Below are 15,353 nucleotides of genomic sequence, written 5' to 3'. Positions count from 1 at the left end.
TTGTCGACCATAGCCAATCGGCGCGAGGGTCGCAGGGGCTTCGAGACAGGTGGTTCTGGGAAGGCTAGATCAAGTGCGATTGGCCACGGACGGCGTCTTCGGGCAAGTAGTGATCGAACAGCATGCAGATGGAGCGAACCAGCAGGCGCCCGGCAGGCTGGATGATCAGGTGACTGTGCGTCAGTTCGAGCAGCCCGTCCGCCGCCATTTGCTCGAGAATTGCCCAGGCTTCGGCGAAGTACGTCCTGAAGTCAATGCTATAGGCATGCTCAATAGTGGCGAAGGACAGTTCGAAGTCGCAGATCAGTGACTGAATGACGGCGCGGCGGATGCGGTCGTCCTGGTTACAGCGCAAACCTCTGGCTGTCGCTAACTGGCCGAGATCCAGTTGATGCTGATAGTCGGCGATATCCGCGCTGTTCTGGCAGTACAGGTCGCCGATCTGGCTGATTGCCGATACGCCGAGACCAATCAGATCGCAGTGGCCATGGGTGGTGTAGCCCTGGAAGTTGCGCTGCAGGCTGCCGTCTTCCTGTGCCATTGCCAGCTCGTCGTCAGGCAGTGCGAAGTGATCCGCTCCGATGTAGCGGTATCCCGCATCGGTGAGCTGCTCGATGCTGCGCTCGAGCATGGTCAGTTTATCGGCCACGGACGGCAGGTCGGCCTGGTTGATACGTCGCTGTGGGGTGAATCGCTCGGGCTGGTGCACGTAGTTGAACAGGGACAGGCGATCCGGCTGCAGCTCGATTACGGCGTCGACGGTCCTGGCAAAGCGGTCCGGGGTCTGCAATGGCAGACCGTAGATCAGATCGATGTTCAGTGAGCGGTACTGTAACGTGCGGGCCGCATCGATGATGGTGCGGGTCTGTTCGAGGGTCTGCATGCGGTTAATCGCGCGCTGCACGTCAGGGTCCAGATCCTGGACGCCGATACTGAGGCGATTGAAGCCAAGTTCTCTGAGCAGACCGATTGTTGGCCAGTCCGCTTCGCGGGGATCGATTTCGATGCTGAAATCCCCGTGATCATCGTCCTGCAGATGGAAATGCTGGCGCAGGTGGCGCATCAGCCTTCGCAGTTCGTCATGACTGAGAAACGTGGGGGTACCGCCTCCGACGTGCAGCTGCTCGACGACCTGTTCCGCGCTCAGGTGGCAGGCGATCAGCTCGATCTCCTTTTCGAGACGCTCCAGGTAGGGGAGAGCACGGCCCCGGTCCTTGGTGATGACCTTGTTGCGACCGCAGTAGTAGCAGGCGTTGGCACAGAATGGCAGATGCACGTACAGCGACAGCGGATGCACGGCCAGGCGGCTGCTGCGCAGCGCGTGAAGGAGGTCGAAGGATCCGATCTTGTCGTTGAACTGGGCCGCTGTCGGATACGACGTATAACGCGGGCCAATCTGATCGTAACGACGGATCAGGTCGGCATCCCAGCGAATGGAGTCGAGCATGTGGTGTTTCCGGTCATGACAGCGGTCGCTGGATTCTAGGGGGAGCGCCTGGCACCGGACTTGACCTGTATCAAACTTGGTCTGACCCTAGCCAGCGGTATCAAATCGATGCCCCGGGCGCGAAGATTCCGCCGCAGCCGTGGTCGGACATTACATCGAATCGTATTGATCAGCAGAGCCTCACAAGGCCAAGGAGAGTTTCATGCACAGCCGCCAGCAAGAAATTGCAGCTGCGCTCAACGTCTGCGCACCGTTTAGCGGGCCCGACGCGATTCAGACCGAAATCGACCGGCGCGTGGCCTTCATCCAGCGCTGTTTGCGTGAGTCTGGAATGAAGACGCTGGTGCTGGGCATCAGTGGCGGGGTCGACTCCACGACTGCCGGGTTGCTGGCCCAGCGCGCGGTCGAGGGCATGCGGGCGGCTGGCGAAGGAGATTACCGATTCATTGCGGTTCGTCTGCCTTACCAGGTCCAGCATGATGAACATGAGGCGCAGCTCGCCGTGGACACGATCAAGCCGGACGAATGCCACACCGTCAACATCGGTACAGCTGTGCTTGGTCTGGCTGCAGCGACCGAGGCCCTCGAACCGCTGAGTCCCGAGCAGCGCGACTTCGTGCTGGGCAACACCAAGGCGCGCATGCGTATGGTCGCGCAGTACACCATTGCCAATGCCCGACAGGGGCTGGTCATCGGGACCGATCATGCTGCGGAGGCGGTGATGGGCTTCTTCACCAAGTTTGGCGATGGCGCTTGTGATCTGACGCCATTGGCGGGGTTGGTGAAGGATCAGGTGCGCCAGCTGGCCGGGGCTCTAGGCGCGCCGGAGCAGCTGGTTCACAAAGTGCCTACCGCTGATCTCGAGGAGCTGTCGCCCGGCAAGCCCGACGAAGCGGCACACGGCGTGACCTATCGCCATATCGACGACTTTCTGCAGGGCAAGCCAGTGCCAGAGGAAGCGGCGCGCATCATCGTCCAGACCTACTACAAGACGGCGCACAAGCGTCAGCTACCCAAGGAGCCTTGAGGCACACTGGCGATTGACTAATGTGAGTGGCTGCCATTCGACGCAGCCGAGCCATGCCCCATCAGCCACTGCTGATGCGGGCCGGGCATGGTCCAGATGCCGAACAGAATGACCATGATGCCCCCGGCGACACGTACTCCGCGCTTGCGCAGGAGCGTCGTCAAGCGTTCTGCGGCGAGGCCGGTGGCAAGCAGTACCGGCCAGGTGCCGATGCCGAACGCCAGCATCAGCATGGCACTGTCCAGCGCATCACCCTGGCTGGCCGACCACAACAATGTGCTATAGACCAGCCCGCACGGCAGCCAGCCCCAAAGCGCGCCCAGAATCAGGGCTCTGGAAACGCTGGTCACAGGCATCAGGCGACTGGCAACGGGCTGGATGTGCCGCCAGAGGCCGCGGCCGAGGGCCTCGACGCGAGTCAGCCCGCTCCACCAGCCAGCCAAGTACAACCCCATGCTGATCAGCAAAAGGGCAGCGATGACCCGCAGCGTCATTGCCGCGGGGCTCTTTGCCACGGCCCAGCCGGCCAGGCCGATGAGGAAGCCGGCAAGCGCATAGCTCAATACGCGGCCCAAGTTATACGCGATCAGCAGACGCAGACGCCGGGCGCGTTGCTCCGGCGGGATGGCCATGGTCAGGGCACCCATGAGGCCGCCGCACATGCCGAGACAGTGACCACCGCCGAGCAACCCAAGCACCCAGGCGGATAGCAGCAAGGGCGCCAGCTCATTCACCTTTGCGTTGCTCCTGCTGCTGCTCGTCGGTTTCCTGAGGGCCTCCGCTGGACGGCCGTTGCGGCTCTTCATCATCGAACAGGATGCTGTGTGCCGGTCCGTCCAGATCGTCGAACTGGCCGCTGTCCACCGCCCAGAAGAACACCCAGATTGCCAGAGCCACCAAGACCACTGCGACAGGGATCAGGATATACAAAGCCGCCATCGGGACCTCCATGCGCTGAAGCGAAAGCCTTCAGCGCGGAAAAAATGCGTGGCCAGTACCTCGCGTGCGTCGAGGTGCCTGAGCCGCATGTGTCAGCCGAGCACCTTGGGTAGGCGGGTCAGCCGAAGTGCGTTCAATACCACCAGCAGCGAGCTTGCCGACATGCCCAGTGCCGCCCAAAGGGGAGTGACCCAGCCTATCGCGGCGAACGGCAGGATCAGGCCATTGTACAGACTCGCCCAGACGAGGTTTTCGATGATGATGCGCCGGCTACGGCGTGCAACCTCGAACGACTGCGCCAGGCTGCCAAGACGGTTCGAAAGCAGCACAGCGTCAGCGCTGGTCTTCGCCAGATCGGTAGCCGAGCCCATGGCAACGCTGATATCGGCGGCGGCCAGAACCGGCACGTCGTTGACGCCATCACCGAGCATCAGCACCCGATGTCCTTGTGCCTGCAGTGCTTGCAGTCTGGCAAGCTTTGCCGCGGGGGTCATGCCGCCCTCGGCCTGGTCGATGCCCAGCTCGGCAGCGATCTGACCGACCATCGGTGAGCTGTCGCCAGAAAGCAGGAGCGTCTTCCAGCCACGACGCCGGCAGGCATCGAGCAGCGCTGGTGCGTCGTCACGCAGCTGGTCGTCCAGAACCAGCCAGGCGAGTGGCCCGTGGTCATCGCCGAGCAACAGCCATTGCCCCATGTCTCCGGGAATCGATGGGGGTGGATTACCGTAGCCTTCTGCCACGAAGCTCGGCTGGCCGATACGCAGCACGCGTCCGTCGACGCTGCCCACAAGGCCAAGGCCTGGCACGGTCTCGACCGACTCCGCCGGCAACGGCGCACGTCCGAAGGCGCGGGCGATCGGATGCTCGGAGCGGTTCTCGAGGGCGGCGGCCAGTGCCAGGCATGCATCGGCATCGAGAGCGCCGAGGGGGTGTATGGCGCTGAGCGTGAGGCGCCCCTCGGTCAGGGTGCCGGTCTTGTCGAACACCACTGTGTCGATCTGATTGAGCCCCTCCAGGACGTGCCCGCGAGTCAATAGCAGGCCGAGCTTGTGCAGGGTTCCGGTTGCCGTGGTGAGGGCGGTAGGGGTCGCCAGCGACAGCGCGCACGGGCAGGTCGCCACCAGCAGCGCGAGGACGATCCAGAACGCCCGTTGCGGGTCGATCTGCCACCAGACCAGACCGACAACGGTAGCTACGACCAGGACCACCAGCAGGAACCACTGTGCAACCCGATCGGCCAGCTCTGCCAGTTTCGGTTTGTCCGCTTGCGCCCGCTCCAGCAGGCGGACGATGGCGGACAGGCGGGTGTCGTCTCCCAGCGCCTGGACTTCGATGGTCAACGGACCTTCCACATTCAGCGTGCCGGCGGTGACGGCATCGCCTGCACCTCGTGGCAGCGGCAGATACTCGCCAGTGAGCAGTGATTCATCGACGCTGGATTGACCGCTGATGATCGTGCCATCCGCTGGAATCAGTCCGCCAGGTTGCACCAGCACCTGATCGCCCAGTTGCAGTTCGCTGAGCAGAATACGGCTGCTATGGCCCTGCGCATCAAGCCTCAGGCACGAAGCCGGCAGCAGGTTGACCAGCTGCGCGGTGGCGGCTGCGGTCCGCTCGCGGGCCCTTCGCTCAAGATAGCGTCCTGCCAGCAGAAAGAGGGCGAACATGCCGACCGCATCGAAATAGAGTTCCCCCTGGCCGGTGATCGTCGACCAGATGCCGGCAACGTAGGCACCGCCGATGGCCAGCGACACGGAAACGTCCATGGTCAGATGACGGGTGCGTATGTCGCGCAGCGCCCCCTTGAAGAAGTCCGTGCAGCAGTAGAAGACGATAGGGGTCGTCAGCAGCAGGGCGGTCCAGCGCAGGGTGACGAAGAAGCTCTCCGACAGGTCGAGATTGAACTCGGGCCACGTCGCCATGGTGGCCATCATCACCTGCATCCACAGCAGACCGGCGACACCGAGCTGGCGCAGCGAGCGGCGATTCTCGTTAGCCAGGCGTTCAGCGGCCTCATCGGCGCGGTAGGGATGAGCGGCGTAGCCAATGCGACGAAGCTCGGCCAGCAGCTCGCTGAGCGGCAGCTCCGAGTCGCTCCAGCGCACGTTCAGTCGGTGGTTGGACAGGTTGAGGCTAGCCTCGGCAACGCCCCTGACGTTGCGCAGATGGCGCTCGATCAGCCAGCCGCAGGCGGCGCAGCTGATCCCTTCGATCATCAGCGAAGTGCTTGCCAGATCGCCCTGGTGTTGTACGAACGGCTGTTGGACGTCCTCGCGGTCGTACAGCGCCATCTCTTCGCTCAGTTCCTGAGGCAGGGTCTGTGGGTTGATGGCGGTGTCGCTGCGGTGCTGGTAGTAGCTCTCCAGCCCGCCTTTGACGATGGCTTCGGCAACGGCCTGGCAGCCTGGGCAGCACAAGGCCCGCGTCTCACCCAGCACGCGGGCCTGGAACGGACTGCCGGCCGGCACCGGCAGACCGCAGTGGTAGCAGGGGAGAGGCTTTGCCATCAGTGGCTCAAGGCTTCAGTTCGAGGGCGCGGCCGGTTTCGATGGTTTTTTCTCCGTACAGGCGCCAGTCCTGATCACCTTCGCGACCGAGCAGCTCGATGAAGCGGCGGCCACTGATCGATTCCTGCATCTGGCCCTGATAGATGCCGTCGCCCTGCGGCTGCAGGATGATGCGGCGGTCACGCTCGGGCTGGGTCGGAGAGATCAGGTTGAGCACCAGTTGCTGCGGGCGGCTCGCACCGCTCAGTTGCACTTCGGCCAGGCCGCGCTCGTCATTCAGGGCGATGCGTGCCTGCATCTCCAGGCGCTCTGCCAGTTTCTCGCGCTCCAGCGACTGGTTGATGCCCTTGCCGGCGTCGTAATAGTTGTCCGCGACCAAGGTGTCGGCATTCTTGATCGCCAACGTCAGCAGAGACACGCCCAGTATCACGGAGCTGAGCAGGATGGCGATGACAAACCAGGCCCAGAACTGGGTGTACCAACGCGTTTGTTCGTTGTCAGAGCGCATGTATTACCTTGCTTAGCGGATGCTCGGGCCGATGAAGCGGCTATCGGCATCGTCGTTAATCGATTCATCGTCCGCCGAGCGGATATGGAAGACGATCTCGTTGGTGCTTGAAGGAAGCTTCTCGGGCGCGATGGACAGCTCGACCGGGATCGTGACCAGTTCGCCTGCCTCGGCGCGCACTTCGCTGCGCCCCTCATAGACCAGGCCGTCGAGGCCGGACGCTTCGATGACGAAGGTCTGCTCGCGCTGGGCCTTGTTCATCACCTTGAGGGTGTAGACGTTTTCGATGTTGCCCTGCTCGTTCTCGCGGTAGAGCACGCGATCCTTGAGCACGTCGAGTTTTACCAGCGGGCGATCATACACGGCATAGGCGAACAGCCCCATCATGGCCACCAGCGCGATGGCATAGCCGATCAGGCGCGGGCGCAGCAGATGAGTCTTCTGCCCGGACAGGTTGTGTTCGGTGGTGTAGCTGATCAGCCCGCGCGGGTAGTTCATCTTGTCCATGATGGCGTCGCAGGCGTCGATACAGGCCGCGCAGCCGATGCATTCGATCTGCAGGCCGTCGCGGATGTCGATCCCGGTCGGGCAGACCTGTACGCACATGGTGCAGTCGATGCAGTCGCCGAGGCCCATCGCCTTGTAGTCGGCGTCCTTCTTGCGCGGGCCGCGTTTTTCACCGCGGCGCGGATCGTAGGAAACGATCAGCGTGTCCTTGTCGAACATCACGCTCTGGAAGCGGGCATAGGGACACATGTAGATACACACCTGCTCGCGCAGGTAGCCGGCGCTGCCGTAAGTGGCAAGGGTGAAAAAGCCGATCCAGAACGCCGCCCAGCCATTGACGTTGAGAGTGAGCAGATCGGGCACCAGCTGACGGATCGGCGTGAAATAGCCGACGAAGGTGATGGCGACCAGGATGCCGACACCCAGCCAGATCGCATGCTTGGCCAGCTTGCGGAAGAACTTGTTGGCGCTCATCGGCGCCTTGTCCAGCTTCATTCGCTGGTTACGATCACCCTCGGTGACCTTTTCGGCCCACATGAACACCCAGGTGAACACGCTTTGTGGGCAGGTGTAGCCGCACCAGACGCGGCCGGCGAACACGGTGATGAAGAACAGGCCGAAGGCGCAGATGATCAGCAGCCACGACAACAGCATGAAATCCTGGGGCCAGAACGTCGCCCCGAAGATATGGAATTTGCGGTCCGGCAGGTCCCACCAGACAGCCTGACGGCCGTTCCAGTTGAGCCACACGGTTCCAAAAAAGAGGACGAACAGTACGGCGCCGCCTACGCGTCGCAGGTTGCGGAATACACCGCTGAAGGCTCGGGTATAGATCTTTTCACGCGCGGCATAAAGGTCTGCTGACGCTTCAGCCTTGGACGGGGGGGTTACATCACGAACGGGGATCTGCTCAGTCATCGAGTGCGTACCACGGCGGAAGGTGGGTGTCCTGGCCGATACGTGCCGACCAGGATCATTTTTCTGTCCAGCTGCGAATGGTACGCCCGGAGCGTTGGGGTCAGGTGCGACAGGTCGTCACCCCCGACCCTTGTGGATCACTGCTCCGGTTGCTGCGACAGGCTGTAGACGTAGGCTGCCAGCAAGTGCACCTTGTCGTTGCCAAGGATTGCTTCCTGAGCCGGCATGCGGCCATTGCGACCGTAGCGCAGGGTCTGCTGGATCTGGGCGAAGCTGGAACCATACAACCAGACATTGTCGGTCAGATTCGGCGCGCCCATGGCTGCAACGCCCTTGGCTTCCGGTCCATGGCAGACTACACAGTTGGTGGCGAAGATTTTTTGACCCTGCTCAATGTCGACGCTAATACCCTCTGGGGTATCACGGCCGGAGAGGCTGCGAACATAGCCAGCCACATTGCGAATGCCTTCTTCGCCGATCACGTCCTTCCACGCCGGCATCGCGGCCTGACGGCCATGCAGGATAGTGGTCTTGATGGTTTCCGGCTCACCGCCCCACAACCAGTCGTTGTCTGTCAGATTGGGGAAGCCATAGGCACCCTTGGCGTCGGAGCCGTGGCAGACCGAACAGTTCGAGGCGAACAGGCGACCACCCATCTTCAACGCCTGAGGATCGGTGGCCACTTGTTCTACCGGCATGGCGGCGTACTTGGCATACAGCGGGCCGTACTGCTCCTCGGCCTTGTCCATTTCGCGCTGCCATTCCTTGACCTGCGTCCAGCCGCCCTCATAACCAGGCAGGACGCCTTTCCAGTTGCCCAGGCCGGGATACAAGGCGAGATAGCCGAGCGCGAAGATGACTGTGCCGACGAACAGCATGAACCACCAGCGCGGCAGCGGATTGTCGTATTCCTCGATGCCGTCATAGGAATGGCCGACGGTTTCTTCGGTGCTGTCGGGGCGCTGCCCCTTACGAGTTGCCAGTAGCAGCCAGACCAGCGCGGCAATGGTGCCGAGGCTCAGCAGGGTGACGTACCAACTCCAAAACGAGGTCATTTATTTCTTACTCCTGGAAGCTTCTTCATCACGCTTCTTGGCGTCGGTCTCGTCGTCCGCGAAGGGCAGGTTGGCGGCTTCGTCGAAGCTGTTCTTGCGTTTGCTGCTGTAAGCCCAGAGCACCACGCCGATGAAGGCGACGAATACCAGAATTGTGCCCAGGCCGCGAAGAGTCCCGTTTTCCATCATGCGTTACCGTTTGTTGGTGAGTGCAGTGCCGAGTACCTGCAGATAGGCGACCATGGCGTCCATCTCGGTCTTGCCCTTGACGGCATCCCGGGCACCGGCGATGTCTTCGTCGGTGTAGGGGACGCCAAGGGTACGCAGAGCGGTCATCTTCTTGGCGGTGTCCTTGCCGTCGAGGGTGTTCTCGACCAGCCACGGGTAGGACGGCATCTTCGACTCGGGCACGACGTTGCGCGGGTTGTACAGGTGCGCACGGTGCCAGTCGTCGGAGTAGCGGCCGCCAACGCGGGCCAGGTCCGGACCGGTGCGCTTGGAGCCCCACAGGAACGGATGGTCGTAGACGCTTTCGCCGGCCACGGAGTAGTGGCCGTAGCGCTCGGTCTCGGCGCGGAACGGGCGCACCATCTGCGAATGGCAGCCGACGCAGCCTTCACGGATGTACAGGTCACGGCCTTCCAGTTGCAGCGCGGTGTAGGGCTTCATGCCCTCGACCGGCTCGTTGACGGCGTCCTGGAAGAACAGCGGAACGATCTGGGTCAGACCACCGATGCTCACCGCCAGGATCATGAACAGGGTCAGCAGACCGATGTTCTTTTCAAGTATCTCGTGGTTCTTCATCTATCCGTTTCCTCAAGCGATCTGCGCGGCAGCGTCGTACTGGGCTGGCTTGGCGACACGCACGGTGCGCCAGGTGTTGTAGGCCATCAGCAGCATGCCGGTGAGGAAGAAGGCACCGCCCACGGCGCGGACGATGAAGCCCGGGTGGCTGGCTTCCAGCGCTTCGACGAAGGAGTAGGTCAGCGTGCCGTCTTCGTTGATTGCGCGCCACATCAGGCCCTGGGTAATGCCGTTGACCCACATCGAGGCGATGTAGAGCACGGTGCCGATGGTGGCGAGCCAGAAGTGCGCATTGATCAGGCCGATGCTGTGCATCTGCTCGCGACCGAATACTTTCGGGATCAGGTGATACATGGAACCGATGGTGATCATCGCTACCCAGCCGAGGGCGCCGGCGTGTACGTGGCCGATGGTCCAGTCGGTGTAGTGGGAGAGGGCGTTGACGGTCTTGATCGCCATCATCGGACCTTCAAAGGTCGACATGCCGTAGAACGCCAGCGAGACCACCAGGAAGCGCAGGATCGGGTCGGTGCGCAGCTTATGCCAGGCGCCCGAGAGAGTCATCATGCCGTTGATCATGCCGCCCCAGCTCGGAGCCAGCAGGATGATCGACATCACCATGCCCAGGCTCTGCGCCCAATCCGGCAGCGCGGTGTAGTGCAGGTGGTGCGGGCCGGCCCAGATATAAAGGGTGATCAGCGCCCAGAAGTGGACGATCGACAGGCGATAGGAGTACACCGGACGCTCGGCCTGCTTCGGCACGAAGTAGTACATCATGCCCAGGAAGCCGGTGGTCAGGAAGAAGCCCACGGCGTTGTGGCCGTACCACCACTGGACCATGGCGTCGGTCGCACCGGAATAGATCGAGTAGGACTTGAACAGGCTTACCGGGATTTCCAGGTTGTTGACGATGTGCAGCATCGCCGTGACCAGGATGAAGCCGCCGAAGAACCAGTTGCCCACATAAATGTGCTTGGCCTTGCGCTTCATGATGGTGCCGAAGAACACCAGCGCATAGCTGACCCAGACGATCGCCAGCAGAATGTCGATCGGCCACTCCAGTTCCGCGTATTCCTTGGAGCTGGTGTAGCCCAGCGGCAGGGTGATGACCGCCAGCACGATCACGGCTTGCCATCCCCAGAAGGTGAAAGCGGCGAGGCTGTCGGAGAACAGTCGCGCCTGGCAGGTGCGCTGGACGACATAGTAGGACGTGGCGAACAGCGCGCTACCACCAAAAGCGAAAATCACCGCGTTGGTGTGCAACGGTCGCAGGCGGCCGAAGCTGGTCCATGGTAGGTCGAAGTTGAGTGCGGGCCACACCAGCTGCGCGGCGATGAAGACACCCAGACCCATCCCAATGATTCCCCATACCACCGTCATGATGGCGAATTGGCGAACCACCTTATAGTTATAAGCAGTCTCACTTATTGCTGTGCTCATGCAAGGCTTCCACGCTAATGGCATTTTCGAAGGCAAAAACGGCGGCAAGTATGGAGAAAGCAGGGGGGCAATGCAAACGACGCCAAGGCTCCTTTTGCTCTCCAAACCCCTGATTCCAAGCGTTTTCCATGCTCTGCCAAGGGGCTTTTACGCGCCAGGCCGGCGCGCAGGAATGGTGACTTCGCCTTATGGTTCTAGGCAGGGCGGCGAGTCGAAAGCAAAGCTTAGGAGGGCAAGCGAAGAGGGGAAAGGGCGCTGGTCAGCTCGCGATGCGACAGATAGTCGCAGCGCTCGGGAACTTGCTTGGGAACAAGGTGGGAAGGGCGGTACGAGTGTACCGCCCTTTAATGACTCACTGCTTGGCGAGTTGTTCCGGTTTTTGCGACAGGCTGTAAACGTAGGCGGCGAGAAGGTGAACCTTGTCGTCACCCAGATACTGCTGCTGAGCAGGCATCTGGCCATTGCGACCATGGCGGATGGTCTGCTGCAGCTGGGTCAGACTTGAGCCATAGATCCAGCCGGAAGCATGCTGCAGATTCGGCGCGCCCAGCGCGGCCATGCCTTCACCACCTTGGCCGTGGCAAACGGCGCAAGTCTGTGCATAGACCTCTTTGCCTTTGCCCAGATCGGCGTCGGTGCCCTCGGGCAGCGGCAGGCCGGCGAGCTCCTTGCGCACGAAGGCGGCGACGTTCTTCACGCCTTCTTCGCCGATGGCCTGGCCCCAGGCCGGCATGGCAGCGATACGGCCGTTCAGAATGCTGGTCTTGATCGAGGTCGCATCACCGCCCCAGCGCCAGTGCTGGTCGGCCAGGTTCGGGAAGCCCAGGGAGCCCTTGGCGTCGGAGCCATGGCAGATGGCGCAGTAGTTGGCGAACAGGCGGGCGCCCATTTTCACAGCCTGCGGGTCCTGTGCCACCTGTTCCACCGACATGGCAGCGTACTTGGCGAAGATCGGGCCGTACTTCTCGTCGGCTTGCGAAACCTCACGCTCCCACTGCTTCTCCTGGGTCCAGCCACCTTCGTAACCCGGCAGGACGCCCTTCCAGTTGCCCAGGCCTGGGTAGAGCACCAGGTAGAGAATGCCGAACACCAGCGTGCCGATGAACAGCAGGAACCACCAGCGGGGCAGCGGGTTGTCGTATTCCTCGATGCCGTCGAAGGCATGACCCATCGTCTGGTCGGTAGTACCGGCGGACTCGCCCTTGCGGGTGGCGAAGATCAGCCAGAACAGAGCGACGATGGTGCCCAGCGTCAGCAGGGCGATGTATCCACTCCAGAAAGTGCTCATGTGCTACTCCTGGACAGCCCGAGCAACTCTGGCTGTCCGCGATTGAAGTCCCTGACGGCTGGTGTGACAGCCGTCATTTTTCTTGGCTGTGATTAGCGCTTGTTGGTCAGAGCCGTACCCAGTACCTGCAGATAGGCGACCATGGCGTCCATCTCGGTCTTGCCCTTGACGGCATCCCGGGCACCGGCGATGTCTTCGTCGGTGTAGGGCACGCCGAGGGTGCGCAGAGCGGTCATCTTCTTGGCGGTGTCCTTGCCGTCGAGGGTGTTCTCGACCAGCCATGGGTAGGACGGCATCTTCGACTCGGGTACGACGTTGCGCGGGTTGTACAGATGCGCACGGTGCCAGTCGTCGGAGTAGCGGCCGCCGACACGGGCCAGGTCCGGACCGGTACGCTTGGAGCCCCACAGGAACGGATGGTCGTAGACGCTTTCGCCGGCGACGGAGTAGTGGCCGTAGCGCTCGGTTTCGGCGCGGAACGGGCGCACCATCTGCGAGTGGCAGCCGACGCAGCCTTCCTTGATGTAAATGTCACGGCCTTCCAGCTGCAGCGCGGTGTAGGGCTTCATGCCTTCGACCGGCTCGTTGACGGCGTCCTGGAAGAACAGCGGGACGATCTGGGTCAGACCACCGATGCTCACCGCCAGGATCATGAACAGGGTCAGCAGACCAACGTTCTTCTCGAGTTTTTCATGCGATTTCATTTACGTCGGCTCCTCAAGCGATCTGCGCGGCGGCGTCATACTCGGCCGGCTTGGCCGCCTGAACGGTGCGCCAAGTGTTGTAGGCCATCACCAGCATGCCGGCGAAGAAGATCGCACCACCGATCATCCGCACCACGAAACCGGGGTGGCTGGCTTCCAGCGCTTCGACGAAGGAGTAGGTCAGGGTGCCGTCGTCGTTGATCGCGCGCCACATCAGGCCCTGAGCGATACCGTTAACCCACATCGAGGCGATGTAGAGCACGGTGCCGATGGTGGCCAGCCAGAAGTGGGTGTTGATCAGGCCGATGCTGTGCATCTGCTCGCGACCGAACACTTTCGGGATCAGGTGGTACAGCGCGCCGATGGACACCATGGCAACCCAGCCGAGGGCGCCGGCGTGTACGTGGCCGATGGTCCAGTCGGTGTAGTGGGACAGGGCGTTGACGGTCTTGATCGCCATCATCGGGCCTTCGAAAGTGGACATGCCGTAGAAGGCCAACGAGACCACCAGGAAGCGCAGGATCGGGTCGCTACGCAGTTTGTGCCAGGCGCCCGACAGGGTCATCATGCCGTTGATCATGCCCCCCCAGCTCGGGGCGAGCAGGATCAGCGACATCACCATGCCCAGGCTCTGCGCCCAGTCCGGCAGGGCGGTGTAGTGCAGGTGGTGCGGGCCGGCCCAGATGTAGACGGTGATCAGTGCCCAGAAGTGGACGATCGACAGGCGATAGGAATAGACCGGACGTTCGGCCTGCTTCGGCACGAAGTAGTACATGATCCCGAGGAAGCCGGCGGTGAGGAAGAAGCCCACGGCGTTGTGGCCGTACCACCACTGCACCATCGCGTCGGTGGCGCCGGAGTACAGCGAGTACGACTTCATCGCGGTGACCGGGATTTCCAGGTTGTTGACGATGTGCAGGATCGCCACGGTCAGGATGAAGGCGCCGAAGAACCAGTTACCGACATAGATATGCTTGACCTTGCGCGTCGCCAGCGTGCCGAAGAAGACGATCGCATAGGCCACCCAGACGATGGTGATCAGGATGTCGATCGGCCACTCCAGTTCCGCGTATTCCTTGGAGCTGGTGAAGCCCAGCGGCAGGGAGATCGCGGCGAGCAGGATGACCAGCTGCCAGCCCCAGAAGGTGAACGCGGCCAGCTTAGGCGCGAACAGGGTGGTTTGGCAGGTGCGCTGAACCGAGTAGTAGGAAGTCGCGAACAGAGCACAGCCGCCGAAGGCGAAGATCACCGCGTTGGTGTGCAATGGGCGAAGACGACCGAAACTGGTCCACGGGAGGTCGAAGTTCAGAAATGGCCAGGCCAATTGTGCTGCGATGAAAACGCCGAGCCCCATCCCGACGATTCCCCACACCACCGTCATGATGGCGAATTGGCGGACCACCTTGTAACTGTAGGCGGTACTGGTTGCTGTGTTCATGTATGGGCTTCCATCCACGGGTAATGAGCAGTTTTTTCTTTCTAATAGAAAGCGGGGCAAGGATGGGGAAAGGGCAATCTGCCGGTATTGACGCGGGTCAATACACACAAAGTGACAAAGGGTATCTCGTCAGGTGGAACCGGCCGCAGGACGACGCCTGGGCGAGCCTGATCCTGGCGCACGGCGCTGGGGCACCTATGGACAGTCCGTTCATGGAGGAAGTAGCCGTACGCCTTGCCGCACGCGGGGTTGCGGTATGCCGCTTCGAATTCGCCTATATGGCCGCGCGGCGCCTGGGTGCGAGCAAAAGACCACCCAGCCCGCAGGCGCAGCTGCTGGCTCAGTGGCGGGAGGTCCATGCCGGGGTGCGACAGCAGGCCACAGGACTGCTGGCCATCGGTGGCAAGTCCATGGGCGGGCGAATGGCCAGCCTGCTGGCCGACGAGCTGGGCGTCGACGGTCTGGTGTGTCTGGGCTATCCGTTTCACCCGGCCGGAAAGCCGGAGAAAACGCGCACCGCCCATCTGGAGAAATTGCTCACGCCTACGCTGATCGTACAGGGCGAGCGTGATGCGCTGGGTAACCGCGCGACAGTCGAGCAGTACCCGCTGTCAGCTGCCATCAGCTTGCACTGGCTGGCCGCCGCCGACCATGATCTCAAGCCGCTGAAGCGTTCCGGGCAGACGCATGATCAGCACATGAACGCTGCGGTCACGGCGGTGGTGACGTTTCTGCGAGGCTTGGCCTAGGCTTCAGGCCCGGTCGGCCGCC

At 62.1% G+C, this 15,353-nt stretch carries 15 protein-coding genes; 2 read left to right on the top strand and 13 right to left on the bottom strand.

What is annotated here, in order from left to right; all coding sequences use genetic code 11:
* Window positions 1–64: 64 nt before the first annotated feature.
* Window positions 65–1,447 (bottom strand): oxygen-independent coproporphyrinogen III oxidase, encoded by a 1,383-nt coding sequence (gene hemN / locus HZR81_RS13905; RefSeq protein ID WP_500128458.1) that lies wholly within the window; start codon window positions 1,445–1,447, stop codon window positions 65–67.
* Window positions 1,448–1,649: 202 nt separating this feature from the next.
* On the opposite strand from hemN, the gene nadE reads away from it, so the two are divergent.
* A complete protein-coding gene (gene nadE, locus HZR81_RS13900; protein WP_063543411.1) occupies window positions 1,650–2,474 on the top strand; it encodes an NAD(+) synthase in 825 nt (274 codons plus the stop codon).
* A 17-nt stretch (window positions 2,475–2,491) separates the two neighbouring features.
* Here the strand turns inward: nadE and HZR81_RS13895 are convergent, their stop codons facing one another.
* From HZR81_RS13895 to ccoN (HZR81_RS13840), 12 genes are all read right to left on the bottom strand, one after another.
* Window positions 2,492–3,208, bottom strand: coding sequence for a sulfite exporter TauE/SafE family protein (locus HZR81_RS13895; RefSeq protein WP_125850725.1), 717 nt, complete (start codon window positions 3,206–3,208; stop codon window positions 2,492–2,494).
* The gene (gene ccoS, locus HZR81_RS13890) at window positions 3,201–3,413 is read right to left on the bottom strand and encodes a cbb3-type cytochrome oxidase assembly protein CcoS (protein WP_063543407.1); all 213 of its coding nucleotides are present in this window, start codon (window positions 3,411–3,413) and stop codon (window positions 3,201–3,203) included. Before ccoS ends, HZR81_RS13895 begins: the two co-directional genes overlap by 8 nt.
* 92 nt (window positions 3,414–3,505) lie before the next feature.
* Window positions 3,506–5,920, bottom strand: a complete 2,415-nt coding sequence (locus HZR81_RS13885) for a heavy metal translocating P-type ATPase (protein WP_500128457.1) — start codon at window positions 5,918–5,920, stop codon at window positions 3,506–3,508.
* 7 nt (window positions 5,921–5,927) lie between these two features.
* Window positions 5,928–6,428, bottom strand: a complete 501-nt coding sequence (locus HZR81_RS13880) for a FixH family protein (protein ID WP_046620096.1) — start codon at window positions 6,426–6,428, stop codon at window positions 5,928–5,930.
* A gap of 12 nt (window positions 6,429–6,440) precedes the next feature.
* Complete coding sequence (gene ccoG / locus HZR81_RS13875; RefSeq protein ID WP_500128456.1) at window positions 6,441–7,853, bottom strand: cytochrome c oxidase accessory protein CcoG; 1,413 nt, start codon at window positions 7,851–7,853, stop codon at window positions 6,441–6,443.
* 137 nt (window positions 7,854–7,990) lie between these two features.
* Window positions 7,991–8,908 (bottom strand): cytochrome-c oxidase, cbb3-type subunit III, encoded by a 918-nt coding sequence (ccoP, locus tag HZR81_RS13870; protein ID WP_110777318.1) that lies wholly within the window; start codon window positions 8,906–8,908, stop codon window positions 7,991–7,993.
* Window positions 8,909–9,094 (bottom strand): cbb3-type cytochrome oxidase subunit 3, encoded by a 186-nt coding sequence (locus HZR81_RS13865; protein ID WP_500128455.1) that lies wholly within the window; start codon window positions 9,092–9,094, stop codon window positions 8,909–8,911.
* Window positions 9,095–9,100: 6 nt separating this feature from the next.
* Window positions 9,101–9,712 carry a cytochrome-c oxidase, cbb3-type subunit II gene (ccoO, locus tag HZR81_RS13860; protein WP_063543403.1) on the bottom strand — a complete coding sequence of 204 codons (612 nt, stop codon included), beginning with the start codon at window positions 9,710–9,712 and terminating at the stop codon, window positions 9,101–9,103.
* A gap of 12 nt (window positions 9,713–9,724) precedes the next feature.
* On the bottom strand, window positions 9,725–11,152 hold the full coding sequence (ccoN, locus tag HZR81_RS13855) for a cytochrome-c oxidase, cbb3-type subunit I (protein ID WP_063543401.1): 1,428 nt from the start codon (window positions 11,150–11,152) through the stop codon (window positions 9,725–9,727).
* A gap of 352 nt (window positions 11,153–11,504) precedes the next feature.
* Complete coding sequence (gene ccoP / locus HZR81_RS13850; RefSeq protein WP_270053657.1) at window positions 11,505–12,440, bottom strand: cytochrome-c oxidase, cbb3-type subunit III; 936 nt, start codon at window positions 12,438–12,440, stop codon at window positions 11,505–11,507.
* 92 nt (window positions 12,441–12,532) lie between these two features.
* Complete coding sequence (gene ccoO / locus HZR81_RS13845; protein ID WP_500128454.1) at window positions 12,533–13,144, bottom strand: cytochrome-c oxidase, cbb3-type subunit II; 612 nt, start codon at window positions 13,142–13,144, stop codon at window positions 12,533–12,535.
* Window positions 13,145–13,157: 13 nt separating this feature from the next.
* Complete coding sequence (ccoN, locus tag HZR81_RS13840; RefSeq protein ID WP_011912994.1) at window positions 13,158–14,582, bottom strand: cytochrome-c oxidase, cbb3-type subunit I; 1,425 nt, start codon at window positions 14,580–14,582, stop codon at window positions 13,158–13,160.
* 62 nt (window positions 14,583–14,644) lie between these two features.
* Between ccoN (HZR81_RS13840) and HZR81_RS13835 the strand changes: the two genes are divergently transcribed.
* Window positions 14,645–15,331, top strand: coding sequence for an alpha/beta family hydrolase (locus HZR81_RS13835; RefSeq protein ID WP_253749697.1), 687 nt, complete (start codon window positions 14,645–14,647; stop codon window positions 15,329–15,331).
* Window positions 15,332–15,353: the final 22 nt, after the last annotated feature.

It is taken from the genome of Pseudomonas sp. LM13 (assembly GCF_041381355.1).
Classification (GTDB): domain Bacteria; phylum Pseudomonadota; class Gammaproteobacteria; order Pseudomonadales; family Pseudomonadaceae; genus Stutzerimonas; species Stutzerimonas frequens.
This window is presented reverse-complemented; position numbering and strand designations above follow the sequence as displayed.